The organism is Stutzerimonas tianxiuensis (genome assembly GCF_053470365.1).
In genome coordinates this window covers 67019-80208 of the sequence record NZ_JBPVWS010000002.1, presented here as the reverse complement: position 1 = coordinate 80208, position 13190 = coordinate 67019, and the positions used below count along the sequence as shown (strand labels likewise).

The window sequence follows — 13190 nt, the reverse complement described above, 5'->3', positions numbered from 1 at the left end:
CAAGAACAAAGAATTGACGCAAAACGCGTCCTGTCCGGGCTATAGCAAGAAGAGGTCCAGTTTTGGTCGAGCCTCTGTACGGCCATGCGAGGCCATGGCAGGCCAATCGAACGCGTCTGGGCCGAGGTAGTCAGACAGTCGACGGGTGGCGTAACGCTGCCCCACTTCAGTCAGAACAGGAGCGTGCTATGAAACAGTGGTTAATCGCTGCAATGGCCGGCTGCGCCGCAATGGGCGTGCAGGCCGAAACCCTTACGGTCGAGATGAACAAGGTCAACGACCAGGGCATCGCCAGCGCCGTCGGCACCGTGAAGATCGAAACCACCGATCAGGGCCTGGTATTTCGTCCCGACCTGTCTGGCCTGAATGCCGGCGCGCACGGCTTTCATGTCCACGCCAATGGCAGCTGCCAGCCCGCAGAGAAAGACGGCAAACCGGCAGCAGCGGTTGCGGCTGGCGGTCACTGGGATCCCAAGAACGCCGGCAAGCATGGCGAACCCTGGGGTGATGGCCACATGGGTGATCTGCCGGTCCTGGTGGTTGACGCTGAGGGCAAGGCCAATCAACCGGTACTGGCACCACGCCTGAAAAGCCTCGGCGATCTCAAAGGCCACGCTTTGATGGTTCATGAAGGCGGCGACAACTATTCCGACGAGCCCAAACCGCTCGGCGGTGGCGGCGCACGAGTAGCCTGTGGGGTAATCGAGTAACGCCACTTGCGGCTTAAGCCATAAGGCAGGCTGGCCTTACCGGCCAGCTTCAGGCCCGCAAGGGTTGGCTGAAGCCCACCCTACGGGGTCCTGCGCGCGGTTTGACGGATGCGTAGGTGGGCTTCTGCCAAAGAGGAAGAAAGAACCTGTCCTGGCAGGCCAATCAATATCCCTCTCGCATGCGCATCCCTACTTTTGCTCCCTCAGCAAGGCGCCAGGTTCGCGCTTCACGCCAAGCGTATTCCCATTCGATCATTCATCGCGGCGCAAGTCCGGCGGAATCGGCAAGCTGCTCAACGGATCCGGCCGTTTGCCCTTGCCGGAGCGGTACTGGCGTAACTGGTAGACGTAGGCCAGGACCTGGGCTACCGCAAGATACAGGCCTGCCGGAATCTCCCGGTCGAGCTCAGTCGAGTAGTAAACCGCTCGCGCCAGAGCCGGTGATTCGAGCACCGTCACCTGATGTTCGTTGGCGATTTCGCGAATCTTCAGGGCGACGAAATCCCCACCCTTGGCTACCAGCATTGGTGCCCCACCCTTGCTGCCGTCGTATTTGAGCGCCACGGCAAAGTGCGTCGGGTTGGTGATGACGACGTCCGCCTCCGGCACCGCCTGCATCATCCGCCGCTGAGCCGCGTCGCGCTGCAACTGGCGAATCCGCGATTTGACTTCAGGTTTGCCCTCGCTGTCCTTGTACTCGTCGCGCACCTCCTGCTTGGTCATCATCAGCTTCTGTTTGTTGTCCCAGAGCTGAAAAGGCACGTCCACTGCAGCGATCAGGATCAACCCGCAGGCCATCCAGAGTGCAGACCAGCCAACCACCTCCACGCTATGCATGATCGCCAAGTCCAGCGGCTGTTTGGCGATGGACAGCAGATCGTCCTGGTAGGCGCTGAGGACCGCCAGCGCCACCAGCAGCACCGCGAGAAACTTGCCCAGCGCTTTCAGCAGCTCGACCAGCGCCTTGGTCGAGAACATCCGTTTAAGGCCGGGGCCGGGGTTCATACGGCTGAATTTAGGCGCCATCGCCTTGGCTGAGAACAGCCAGCCGCCCAGCGAGATCGGCCCGATGATAGAGACGAGCAGCAGCACAATCAGCAGCGGCATGATGGCTTCCAACGCAATCATGCCGCTGCCCATCAAAAGCCTCACCATAGAGCCTTCGTCTAACAGCGTTTCGCGGCTCAATTCGAAGCTGCCCTGCATGATGGCCATCAGGCTGCCGGCCAGGCTGCCGCCGGACGCCAATAAACCGCCAATACCACCCAGTGTCACCGCCACCGTATTCAGTTCGCGGGAACGGGCCAGCTGGCCTTTTTCGCGCGACTCACGGATGCGTTTCTCCGTGGGTTCCTCGCTTTTATCGGCGCCGCTTTCGCTCTCAGCCATATTCGGCCTCCGGCAGCGTTAAGGAACAAATGAGCATCAGCGCAGGCCGATCAGTTCGCGCAGCATCGCCAGCGCTTCACTGACGAAGGTCTGATACTGCGCAAGAATGTCGGCCATGCCGATCCAGACGATGATCAAACCCAGCACCAGCGTCAGCGGGAAACCGATCGAGAAGATATTCAACTGCGGCGCAGCGCGCGTCATCAGGCCGAAGGCGAGGTTGACCACAAGCAGCGCGGTGATCGCCGGCAGTACCAACAGCAGACCGGCACCCAGAACCCAACCAAGCTTGCCGGCCACCTCCCAGAAGTGGTTGGTGCCAACCAGCCAGCCGCCGACAGGCAAGGTCGTGAAGCTTTCGGTGAGAATTTCCAGCACCACCAGGTGCCCGTTCATGGCGAAGAACAGCAGAATCACCAGCATGTTGAAGAACTGGCCAATCACCGGCACCGAGACGCCGTTGGCCGGGTCGACCATCGACGCGAACCCAAGGCCCATCTGCATGGCAAGCAGCTGACCGGAGACTATGAACACCTGGAAGAACAGCTGTAGCACGAAGCCCAGCATGACCCCGATCAGGATTTGTTCCGCAATCAGCACCAGTGCCTGCCCGCTCAACGCCTCCACCACTGGCACCGCCGGCAACCCCGGGACGAGGACCACTGCAATCGCGACCGCCAGGTAAAGCCGAATCCGCATTGGCACCAGCTGGGTGCCGATGATCGGCATGCTCATCAGCAACGCCGCAATCCGAAACAACGGCAGCAGAAATTGCCCGACCCAGGCCCCGATCTGAGCATCGCTGAGCTCAAGCACTGGCGCACCGCTTGCGAGAAACTTCGATCATCATGGCTAGCCGATGATCAGCGGAATGTTCTGAACCAGACCCTGGGTGTACTCCATCAGCTCACGAACCAACCAGGGCCCGGCCCAGATCAATGTCAGCAGCATGACCAACAGGCGCGGCAGAAAGCTCAAGGTTTGTTCGTTGATCTGAGTAGCGGCCTGGAACATCGCCACCACCAGGCCAACCAGCAGGCTGGGCACGACCAGCACACCGACAATCATGGCGGTCATCCAGAGCGCTTCGCGAAACAGGTCAACCGCGACTTCGGGTGTCATGAGTGTCTCCGTCTAGGCCCTAGAGCGTGCCGAAACTGCTGGCGAGCGTACCGATGATGAGACCCCAGCCGTCGACCAGCACGAACAGCATGATCTTGAATGGCAACGAAATGATCAGCGGTGAGAGCATCATCATGCCCATCGCCATCAGCACGCTGGCGACCACCATGTCGATGATCAGGAACGGAATGAAGATCATGAAGCCGATCTGGAAAGCGGTTTTAAGCTCGGACGTCACGAAGGCAGGAACCAGGATGGTCAGTGGCGCCGCATCCGGAGTCTGAATATCGGTCCGCCGCGACAGTCGCACGAACAGCTCCAGATCACTCTCGCGGGTTTGGGCGAGCATGAAGTTTTTCAACGGCACCTCGGCGCGTGAAATAGCTTCTGGCGCCGACAGCTGCTGATTCAAGTAAGGCTGTACCGCCTCGTTGTTAATCCGCTCGAACACCGGCGCCATGATGAACAGCGTCAGAAAGATGGTCAGGCCGACAAGGATCTGGTTCGACGGTGTCTGCTGCAGGCCCAGCGCCTGACGCAAGATGGAAAAAACGATGATGATCCGGGTGAAACTGGTCATCAGCATGACAAACGCCGGGATAAAGCTCAGCGCGGTCATGATCAGCAGAATCTGCAGGCTGACCGAATATTCCTGCTGTCCCTGCGCGTCAGTACTCAGGGTAATGGCCGGTATCGACAAGGGGTTATCACCCTGGCTGATCAGCCCTCCTGCATCCTGGCCCACGGCAAACGGGGCGGCCAGGATCAGCAGGGCCGCCAACAACAATCGAAGCATCAGGGCTTGTCCTTATTGTCCCGCCCGAGCAGCTCCATCAGGCGCTGGGCAAACTCCGGGTTGGCAGGCTCGGCATCCGGCAGGTGTACCGGCTCCTCGAGCACATGCAATGGGGTGATTCGTCCGGCGCTCAGACCAAGCAGAACCTGTTCACTGCCGACCTGCACCAACACCAGCCGCTCGCGAGGGCCAAGCGCATGACTGGAAATCAGCTTGATCGCCTGATTGCTGCGCGGGTTCAGTTGCTGCATCCGGCGCAACAGCCAAGCGAGCAGGAAGATCAGCCCGATGACCAGCAGCAGGCCAAGCAGCAACTTGGTCATCTGCGTGCCCATGCCGCTGCTGCTCATGCTTGCTGCGGGCTCAGCGGCCACCGCTGGCAAAGCCAGTAACAGCGAGGGGAGCGCCAGGAAGCGCATGTCAGCGCAACTTCTTGATGCGTTCGCTCGGACTGATCACGTCAGTCAGACGAATGCCGAATTTTTCGTTCACGACCACCACTTCGCCGTGCGCGATCAGCGTGCCGTTGACCAGTACATCCAGCGGCTCGCCGGCCAGGCGGTCCAGCTCGACCACCGAACCCTGATTGAGCTGCAACAAGTTGCGAATGCTGATTTCGGTACTGCCGACCTCCATGGAGATCGATACCGGGATATCCAGGATAACGTCCAGGTTAGGGCCTTCCAGACCAGCGGGCACCGCGGCCGCCTTGGGACTGCTACCAAATTCCTCCAGCGGCGCACGAGGCGGCGCTGGCGCTGCCGCCGGCCCCTGATTCAGCAAGGCATCGATGTCATCCTGATTGGCGTCACCGGCCTCAGCCAGCGCCGAAGCCCATTCATCCGCCAGTGCCTGCTCGTCGGCGGAAGTGTTTTCGTGTTCGTCTGCCATCGCTAATCCTCGACCGGCGGGTAATTGAATAAAGACTGAATCAACGTGGTCGCAATACGGATTCGAGCACTTGCAGGGCCAGGTTGCCCTTATGCGCACCCAGCTTGACCTTGAAAGCCGGCATGCCATTGGCGCGCATGATCATGTCTTCGGGCATTTCCACCGGGATCACGTCGCCCGGCTGCATGTTGAGAATCTCGCGCAGCTTGAGCTGACGCCGCACCACCGTCGCACTGAGCGGCACATTCACATCGAGCACGTCCTCGCGCAGCGCGTTGACCCAGCGCTCGTCCTGATCGCTGACATCGGACTGAAAACCTGCATCGAGCATCTCGCGGATCGGCTCGATCATCGAGTACGGCATGGTGACGTGGAAATCGCCGCCGCCGCTTTCAAGCTCGATATGAAACGTCGACACCACCACCACTTCGCTGGGGCTGACGATGTTGGCCAGCGCCGGATTCACTTCCGAATGCACGTACTCGAAGTTCACGTCGAGCACTGCGTGCCAGGCTTCCTTGAGGTCGACAAAGGCCTGATCCAGCACCATTCGCACCACCCGCAATTCGGTGGGGGTGAATTCCCGGCCCTCGATCTTGGCGTGCCTACCGTCACCACCGAAGAAATTATCCACCAGCTTGAACACCAGCTTGGCGTCGAGGATGAACAGAGACGTACCGCGCAGAGGCTTGATCTTCACCAGGTTGAGGCTGGTCGGTACATACAGCGAGTGTATGTACTCACCAAACTTCATCACCTGCACGCCGCCGACCGAAACATCTGCCGAACGGCGCAGCAGGTTGAACATGCTGATGCGTGTGTAACGGGCAAAACGTTCGTTGATCATCTCCAGGGTGGGCATGCGTCCGCGAACGATGCGGTCCTGGCTGGTCAGGTCGTAACTCTTGATGCTGCCCGGTTCGGAATCGCTTTCGGTATCGACAAGACCGTCGTCAACTCCGTGCAGGAGCGCGTCGATCTCGTCTTGCGAGAGCAGGTCTTGAACAGCCATCTGGAACGACCCCTATTGCAATACGAAGTTGGTGAACAGCACTTGCTCGACCGCGAGCTTGCCAATTTCCTTCTGCGCCAGCTCCTGAACGCTGGCGGTCGCCTGCTGACGCAGCATTTCCTGACCCACCGGCGTCGCCAGGCTGGCAAAGTCCTGGCTGGAGAACAACATGACCAGTTGATTGCGTAACAGGGGCATGTGTTCCTTCAATCCGTCGAGCGCTGCCTGATCGCGCGACATCAGCGCAACACTGACTTGCATGTAGCGTTGACGCCCACCGGCATTGGTGAAATTGACAATGAAAGCCGGCGCCAGCACCTCGTAGATTGCCGCCTGGCGCTGGGGCGCGGCATCTTCGCTTGCAGCCTCGTCCGCCGGCTTGTCTGCCTCACCTTTAGACATGAAGTACAAGGTAGCGCCGACCGACACCCCGACAGCCAGCAGCAATCCGAGGACGATCATGATGATCAGTTTGAGCTTGCCCTTCCCTTCGGTCGCAGCCGCAGGACTCGGGACGTCCGGAGGTCCTTGTTTCTTTGCCATGCCAAATATCCGTCATCACAAGTGTTTTCACTCGCCTCATCACGATGCGAGCAACTGCTGTGCCAAAGTATCGACTAGCGAACAGGCAGCGTAAACGATTGCCATGCTGCGTCCTCTTTTTGCAGACGAATAGTCGGAACCGCAATGAGCGCGGGCAAAAAAAACCGGGCTAGAAGCCCGGTTCCGGTCAGCCTGCGGTGGTCACGCGTAGTAATCCACCAAGCCGCGGTCGCCACCGGCACGTGCGGAGCTGATTTCCATGCTGCCTTGCACGACCTCATCTTCCCCTGCAGCCGATACACCGGCGATGCCTCGGTCTCGCGACTCGCCGCCGCTGCCGTCACCGCGCCACCCTCGGGACTGGTCAGAGACGTTTACGTCCATTGTCATCCCCTGCTGGGTGAACATATCGCGCAATCGCTGCATCTGCCCTTCCAGCGCATCGCGAACGCCAGCGTGCGGACTGAGGAAGGTTACCTGGGTCTGATCCTTGGTCATGTCGATACGGACCTCCATGCGGCCCAGCTCGGCGGGATCAAGCTGGATCTCGGCAGATTTGAGATTCTGGCTCGACAACCACATCACCCGATCCACCACCGCTTCACTCCAGCCAGACTGCTGCATCTGTACCGGTTGGCCCGGCACCATTGGCGGCTTGAGTATCTGCTGCATCTGGTTTTGCTGCGCGATCGCCTGGGTCAGGGGGTTCAGACGATTGATCGCGGCTTCGCTGGCGTTTGCGCGGCTTTCTTTGGGCGCTTCCAGTTGCTCGAGTAGCTCGGCGAAGCCTTCTTCCGGTGAGCTTTCGTCAGCCTCGTCGACCAGCTTTTCACCCAACAGGCTCGTCGAGACTGCCTCCTGGGCGTCCAACGTGGGCTCTTCGGCCGGAGCGAGGCTCGCCACTACAGGGCTCTTCTGAGCGGTGGATTGAATGTCCAGCGTCCGCTGCCCAGCCAGCACCATTTCGCCATCTGCCGGAACATCCTCTGCAACCGCTTGTGGCTGCGCCAGACCAACCAAAAACTCACTGCCCGTCAACGGCGGCTCTTCGACCACCGCTTCCGTGCTGACCTCACCCTGCCCGCCCATGCCGAACAGCAGCAACGGATCAAGCTCGGCTTCGGCGGTCGGAACGCTGTCATCGACCGTCTCGAGATTGGCCGGCAAATCGTTGCCGGTCTCGTTCGCGGCCGGCTTTTCGACGCCACTGGCCTTGTCGGTTTCCTGACTCGGCTTGTCGTCGGCGGCCTTGTTTCGGACTGGCTTCGCCGACGCACCTTGCGCCTCGGCAGGCTTGCCCTGACGCTCTTTTGCGTACACGTTAGCGAAGCTGGAGGCCTCGTCCCGACTGGATTGTGGAGCAGGCTTGGGGGATGTGCCCGCCGACTTGGCGGCGGCAGTCGGGGCCTTGATATTGAGCAACAGATCGGGGGAAACGGCCATGGATCTTTCCGCTGGGAGTGGGGACGTGTAGATGCCTAAGCAAACTCCGGGCCAGCCGGCAGGAGGTGATGAGTCAAAGGCAACTTAGCGACCCCACAGCGGATCTGCCGGTACAGGCGTTGATCAGGCAGGTCCGCTCCAACGCTGGCGTTCGGCCCGATAGAGAATGCGCACAATGGCAAATTCGCGCTCGATGCGCTCGATCAGCGCTGGCGCCTCGTCGAGCTGATCGCGCCTGGCGGTTTCTTCCATCTCGCGACAAAGTTCTGCCAGCAGCGCGGCGCCCATATTGCTGCAGCTCCCTTTGAAACTGTGCGCAGCCTGGCGCAGGCTCTCTGCTTGGCCGCTCCGGCAGGCCGCCTGTAACAGACGCAGTCGCTCTTCCGAATCGACGAGAAAAGTATCCAGCAGTACCGGGTACTCCGCTTCCATCACTTCTTGAAGGGTTCCCAGCACGCTGCTGTCGAGATGTTCGGCCACGGAGATGCTCCTGGCTGTAAACGGCGGATTATGCATGACCGACCCAGTGAAACTCCACGTTGAGCACCTTGCCATCGGGCTGCCAATAAAAGCGCTCGCTTAACTGGCGGATCATACGCAGGCCTCGCCCACCCAGCTGCTCGCTGCAGTACTGCTGATTCAGCGCACGCTGCACATCGAAGCCCGGACCACTGTCGCGGACAGTAATGCGCAGATATCCGCTGCCCCCTTCAGACTTGACGGTCAACTCAATGGACACGAACCCTTCGTCAAGCGCTTCCAGGCGTCGCTGACGCTCCCGGTAATAGCTGGCGAAGCCTTCCGCGTCGCTCTTGATCGACGAATCGAGCAACAGCACCCCATGCTCCATGGCATTGGAATAAAGCTCGCTCAACACTGTGAAAATTGTTCCTACCCGATAGCGCAAGGGTGAAATCTGCAGCAGCAGCTGCATCGTCATAGGCAAAGGGTCGGCCGTGCGCAGGCTGTCAGGCCGCAGCTCGAAGCAGGTCGTCCAGTCCCGCGGACGCAACTCCCGACTTCCTAACGGATAGACATGGGAAAGGTGGGCTGCAGTCTCCTCCGACTCGGCCAACATGCTCACTTCGACGAGGCTCAGGTCGTCAAGTATTTGACCATGAAACGCCTGCAGCGCCTCCTGAATGTCGTCAAACAGTGTCGCCGGGTTGCGGTTGGCCTCAATCACTGCAAGCAACCGCTGTTCGCCAAACAGCTGATCGTCAGCGTTGCGGCTCTCCAGCAACCCGTCTGACAACAGCAACAAGCGATCACCCATCGCCAAGGGGAGTGTCTCGAAGCTGTCATCGAATGACGACGCTTCACGCACGCCCAAGGGCAGATGCCTGGACCGCAAAGGCAACCAATCGCCGTCCGCCTTGAGCAGATAACCGTCGGGCAAACCACCGTTCCACACACGCAGGATCCCCTGCTCGAGGTTGATGTCGAGAAAGGTCGCGCAGCAAAACATTTCCACCGGCAGGATCAGTTTCAACTTGGCGTTGATATCGCGAAGGATCTGGTTGCTCGAATAGCCCTTGGCGGTCATCCCGTAAAAGGTTTCTGCCAACGGCATGGCGCCTACCGCGGCCGGCAGACCATGGCCGGTGAAGTCGCCGAGCAGCACGAACATCCGGCCGGCAGGCGCTTGAGCAGCCAGTAAAAGATCGCCATTGAACAGTGCTCGAGGAGACTGCCGGTAACGAATGTTAGGAGCGTTCAGGCAGCCGGCGTGGGCGACCTTGTCGAAAATCGCCTTGGCCGCTCGTTGCTCGTCGAGCAATTGCTGGTTGCGGCGCCCGATGAGATCGCGCTGCTCCAGGACAGTCGCCTGCAATCGCCGCAAGCGGTGCATGGCCTGGATCTTCGCTTCCAGAATGATCGGGTTGTACGGCTTGGCGATAAAGTCATCGCCGCCCGCCTCAAGACAGCGAACCAGCGCTTCGTTCTCGGTCAGCGAAGTGAGAAAGATGATCGGGACCAGTTCATTGCCAGCCAGCCGCTTGATCTGTTGTGCCGCTTCGAAGCCGTCCATCACTGGCATCAACGCATCCATCAACACCAGCTGCGGACGTTCGCGCTCGAACAGGCTGATCGCCTCGGCGCCATTGGCCGCGGTGGTCACTCGATGGCCCTGGCGGCGAACGATGGCCGCCAACAGCATGCGGTCAGCCGCACCATCCTCGGCAATGAGTATGGAGAGCCGACCAGGCATCAGGCTATTGCGAACAATTGTTCGAAGTTGGAAACCGCAAGAACTTTGCGCACATCAGGGTTGCAGTTGACCAGACGAATATCGGCTTTTTCGCTGCCGCCGTGATCACGCAGCAAGAGCAACATGCCCAGAGCAGAGCTGTCGAGATAGGTCGCGCCGTCGAGGTCGACCACATAGCGTCGGGGCGAGCTCCCGGCATTCTGATAGGCGTCCCGAAAGGCCTGGTGGGTGTTGAAATCGAAGCGCCCCTGAATCGTAATGGTCAGCTCCTGTCCATCTGCCGATAGCTGTGAACTGATGGTCATCTAGCACTCCTGTTTCGAACGAGGTCGTGACCTTTCGCCACGGCTGTCGTTATTGCTGGGTTGGTGCCGGCCCGCCGATTGGCGCCTCGTCCAACGACTGCAGCTTCAGTTCCAGCCGCACTGTTGTAAAGAAGCTGATGAAGATTTAGCACCCAAAGTCCGGCACAGCAAGCTTCAATCGGGTTTGGGCCGGCTGGACAGTCGCTGGGAAAACTCGTCCAGCAGCTTTTGCTCTCGCTTGTCCGCTGCGGTCCTCGCCTCCTGCAGGTAGCGTTCGACCAGTTTACGCAGACCGTCGAGTCGCGCTCGCCGCTGCTGCCATTGCTCGCGCAGCTTGTCGAGGTTGTTGCGGTGCCAATCCAGGCTGCGCTGCTGTTGTCCGATAGCCGACTCGAGCTGAGAGAGAAAGCGCTGGTAGTTCATCAGCCATTGGCCGGACACGCCTTGGCTGCCTTGGGCCATCCACTGCTGCTGGTAATCGGCAAAGTATTGCCGTAACTCGCCCAGTTTGGCTTCGGCCTGTGCGACTTGCGTCTGGCCTTGTCCAAACAGCTTCGCAGCCTCTCGCTCGGCACGCTCGGCCATATCGATCACCGGCGCCAGGCGCGCCGCTCGGCTGGCCGGCAAGGTTTAGCCTGCTGCCTTGGGATTGAATACGCTGGCCAGCAGCGCTTCGCTCTGGACCAGATGTTCGGCCTCGCTCAGGCCCTGCCGGAGGTAGCGAACCATCTCCGCCTGCCGGGCGATGGCGAGATCGGTTTCCGGATCACCACCAGGCACATAGGCGCCGACGCTGATCAGATCGCGGCTTTGCTGAAACCGCGACCAGAGTTGCTTGAAGCGCTGGGCATTGCGCATATGCTCGGCGCTGACTACCTGCGGCATGACCCGACTGATCGAGGCCTCGATGTCGATGGCGGGGTAATGCCCCTCCTCAGCCAAGCGGCGAGAAAGCACAAAATGGCCGTCGAGCACACCGCGCGCCGCATCGGCGATCGGGTCCTGCTGGTCGTCACCCTCGGACAAGACGGTATAGAACGCCGTGATCGAGCCACCGCCCTCTTCCGCGTTGCCGGCGCGCTCCACCAGGCTTGGCAGCTTGGCAAACACCGACGGCGGGTAACCCTTGGTCGCGGGCGGCTCGCCGATGGCCAGGGCGATCTCGCGCTGGGCCTGGGCGAAGCGGGTCAGCGAGTCCATCAACAACAGCACGTTTTTGCCTTTGTCGCGGAAGTACTCGGCGATGCGCGTGCAGTACATGGCGGCGCGCAGGCGCATCAAGGGTGCATCGTCCGCCGGCGAAGCCACCACCACCGAACGCTTGATGCTTTCTTCGGTGAGGATGTTCTCGATGAATTCCTTCACTTCCCGACCACGCTCGCCGATGAGCCCGACAACGATGATGTCGGCCTCGGTAAAGCGCGTCATCATGCCCAGCAGGACCGATTTACCAACGCCGGTGCCGGCAAAAAGGCCAAGACGCTGGCCACGGCCCACGGTGAGCAGGCCGTTGATGCTGCGGATCCCCACGTCCAGCGGGTCGCTGATGGGGTGACGTTTGAGCGGGTTGATCACCGGGCCATCCATCGGCACCCAGTCTTCGGCCTTCATCCCGCCCTTGCCGTCCAATGCACGCCCGGCTCCGTCCAGCACGCGGCCCAGCATCGAGGTTCCCATCGGCAGGCGTCCGGTGTTGGCCAGCGGCACGACGCGGGCCCCCGGTGCAATGCCAGCGAGGCTGCCCACCGGCATCAGGTAGAGTTTGCCGCCGGAAAAGCCCATGACCTCAGCCTCGACCTGGGTCGGATGGTAGCTGTCCTCGTTGATCACCAGGCAGCGGCTGCCAACAGCCGCGCGCAAACCTTCGGCTTCCAGTGTCAGCCCGACCATACGCAACAACCGACCCTCGAGGATCGGTTGGCTGGGAAGCTTGATCGCCTCGCCGTAGGTTTCGAAGCGCTTGGCGAAGCTGGTGCGCTCAAGACGCATCGGGATTGTCCAGGCCTGGATCCAGATTCAGGTGCAAGTCAGCTTCGGGTGGACTGGTGGCGTTCTCGCGCTGCTGTTCGAACAACTGCTTGATAGCCTGCCCCAGGCGGGTCTCGACGCTGGCGTCGATGCGGCTTTGCTCGGTTTCGATGCGGCAGCCGCCGGGCAGCAGATCACTGTCTTCTACGATTTTCCAGGTCTCTTCGTGGCGCTCGCGCAGCGCTTTCACCAGATCGAAATCTTGCGGGTTGATGTAGATGCGCACGTTGCTGGCGCCCATCGGCAGCAACTTGAGTGCTTCGCGCAACACTTGCCGGATCTGGCTGGAATCGATCAGCAGGTCGCGTTGAATCACTTCGCGGGCCAGCTGACTGACCAGCGTGACCATGGCGTGTTCAAGGTTTCGATCCTGGTCGGCGATGGGTTCGAGCAGCTGAGTCATCAGCTTTTCCAAACTATCCAGCTTGGGCGTAAGCGCCGCCTCGGCCTCCTGCTTGGCTTTGAGCTGACCGGCGTGAAACCCGTCCTTCTCGCCGGTGCTGAAACCTTCGTTGTACGCCTCCTGACGGATTGCCTCGAGCTCGTCGAGCGTCAGCGGTTTGACTTCCTCGACCGGCACGTCTTCGCTGCGTGACAAGTTCTCGTCGTCGATCGGCTCCTCGTCAACCTCTGGGTCTTCCGGCTCGGCACCCAGAGGGTCGAAGCTCGGCAAGGCCCAGCGATCAAACACGTTGACGTCTTTCGCACGGATTACGTCGCTGGGGTTTTCCTTGGACAT

At 60.4% G+C, this 13190-nt stretch carries 16 protein-coding genes; 1 reads left to right on the top strand and 15 read right to left on the bottom strand.

The genetic code is table 11. From position 1 onward, the window contains the following. The first annotated feature begins 188 nt into the window (after positions 1-188). Positions 189-710: a superoxide dismutase family protein gene (gene sodC / locus ACSSNI_RS02995; RefSeq protein WP_200639262.1), complete on the top strand. Its 522-nt coding sequence runs from the start codon at positions 189-191 to the stop codon at positions 708-710. Positions 711-962: 252 nt separating this feature from the next. Here the strand turns inward: sodC and flhB are convergent, their stop codons facing one another. From flhB to fliH, 15 genes are all read right to left on the bottom strand, one after another. Beyond that, the gene (flhB, locus tag ACSSNI_RS02990; protein ID WP_200639261.1) at positions 963-2099 is read right to left on the bottom strand and encodes a flagellar biosynthesis protein FlhB; all 1137 of its coding nucleotides are present in this window, start codon (positions 2097-2099) and stop codon (positions 963-965) included. Positions 2100-2135: 36 nt separating this feature from the next. Continuing rightward, positions 2136-2915, bottom strand: a complete 780-nt coding sequence (gene fliR / locus ACSSNI_RS02985) for a flagellar biosynthetic protein FliR (protein WP_200639259.1) — start codon at positions 2913-2915, stop codon at positions 2136-2138. Positions 2916-2951: 36 nt separating this feature from the next. Next, the gene (gene fliQ, locus ACSSNI_RS02980; RefSeq protein ID WP_045425749.1) at positions 2952-3221 is read right to left on the bottom strand and encodes a flagellar biosynthesis protein FliQ; all 270 of its coding nucleotides are present in this window, start codon (positions 3219-3221) and stop codon (positions 2952-2954) included. Positions 3222-3240: 19 nt separating this feature from the next. Then, the gene (gene fliP / locus ACSSNI_RS02975) at positions 3241-4017 is read right to left on the bottom strand and encodes a flagellar type III secretion system pore protein FliP (protein WP_102836061.1); all 777 of its coding nucleotides are present in this window, start codon (positions 4015-4017) and stop codon (positions 3241-3243) included. After that, positions 4017-4436 carry a flagellar biosynthetic protein FliO gene (fliO, locus tag ACSSNI_RS02970; RefSeq protein WP_148926336.1) on the bottom strand — a complete coding sequence of 140 codons (420 nt, stop codon included), beginning with the start codon at positions 4434-4436 and terminating at the stop codon, positions 4017-4019. The genes fliP and fliO overlap by 1 nt, the downstream gene beginning before the upstream one ends. A gap of 1 nt (position 4437) precedes the next feature. Next, positions 4438-4908: a flagellar motor switch protein FliN gene (fliN, locus tag ACSSNI_RS02965; protein WP_102836059.1), complete on the bottom strand. Its 471-nt coding sequence runs from the start codon at positions 4906-4908 to the stop codon at positions 4438-4440. Between the two features lie 40 nt (positions 4909-4948). Beyond that, the gene (fliM, locus tag ACSSNI_RS02960) at positions 4949-5920 is read right to left on the bottom strand and encodes a flagellar motor switch protein FliM (RefSeq protein ID WP_102836058.1); all 972 of its coding nucleotides are present in this window, start codon (positions 5918-5920) and stop codon (positions 4949-4951) included. Positions 5921-5932: 12 nt separating this feature from the next. After that, positions 5933-6463: a flagellar basal body-associated protein FliL gene (gene fliL / locus ACSSNI_RS02955; RefSeq protein ID WP_102836057.1), complete on the bottom strand. Its 531-nt coding sequence runs from the start codon at positions 6461-6463 to the stop codon at positions 5933-5935. A 201-nt stretch (positions 6464-6664) separates the two neighbouring features. Further along, positions 6665-7906 carry a flagellar hook-length control protein FliK gene (locus ACSSNI_RS02950; RefSeq protein ID WP_200639257.1) on the bottom strand — a complete coding sequence of 414 codons (1242 nt, stop codon included), beginning with the start codon at positions 7904-7906 and terminating at the stop codon, positions 6665-6667. A 123-nt stretch (positions 7907-8029) separates the two neighbouring features. After that, entirely contained in the window at positions 8030-8338 is a 309-nt protein-coding gene (locus ACSSNI_RS02945) for an Hpt domain-containing protein (RefSeq protein WP_418952678.1), read from the bottom strand. Positions 8339-8414: 76 nt separating this feature from the next. Continuing rightward, positions 8415-10118 (bottom strand): fused response regulator/phosphatase, encoded by a 1704-nt coding sequence (locus ACSSNI_RS02940; protein ID WP_102836054.1) that lies wholly within the window; start codon positions 10116-10118, stop codon positions 8415-8417. Beyond that, entirely contained in the window at positions 10118-10423 is a 306-nt protein-coding gene (locus tag ACSSNI_RS02935) for an STAS domain-containing protein (RefSeq protein ID WP_102836053.1), read from the bottom strand. Before ACSSNI_RS02935 ends, ACSSNI_RS02940 begins: the two co-directional genes overlap by 1 nt. Before the next feature lie 174 nt (positions 10424-10597). Beyond that, entirely contained in the window at positions 10598-11050 is a 453-nt protein-coding gene (gene fliJ / locus ACSSNI_RS02930; protein WP_102836052.1) for a flagellar export protein FliJ, read from the bottom strand. A 3-nt stretch (positions 11051-11053) separates the two neighbouring features. Continuing rightward, positions 11054-12412 carry a flagellar protein export ATPase FliI gene (gene fliI, locus ACSSNI_RS02925; RefSeq protein ID WP_200639253.1) on the bottom strand — a complete coding sequence of 453 codons (1359 nt, stop codon included), beginning with the start codon at positions 12410-12412 and terminating at the stop codon, positions 11054-11056. Then, positions 12402-13190, bottom strand: a complete 789-nt coding sequence (gene fliH / locus ACSSNI_RS02920; protein ID WP_200639252.1) for a flagellar assembly protein FliH — start codon at positions 13188-13190, stop codon at positions 12402-12404. Before fliH ends, fliI begins: the two co-directional genes overlap by 11 nt.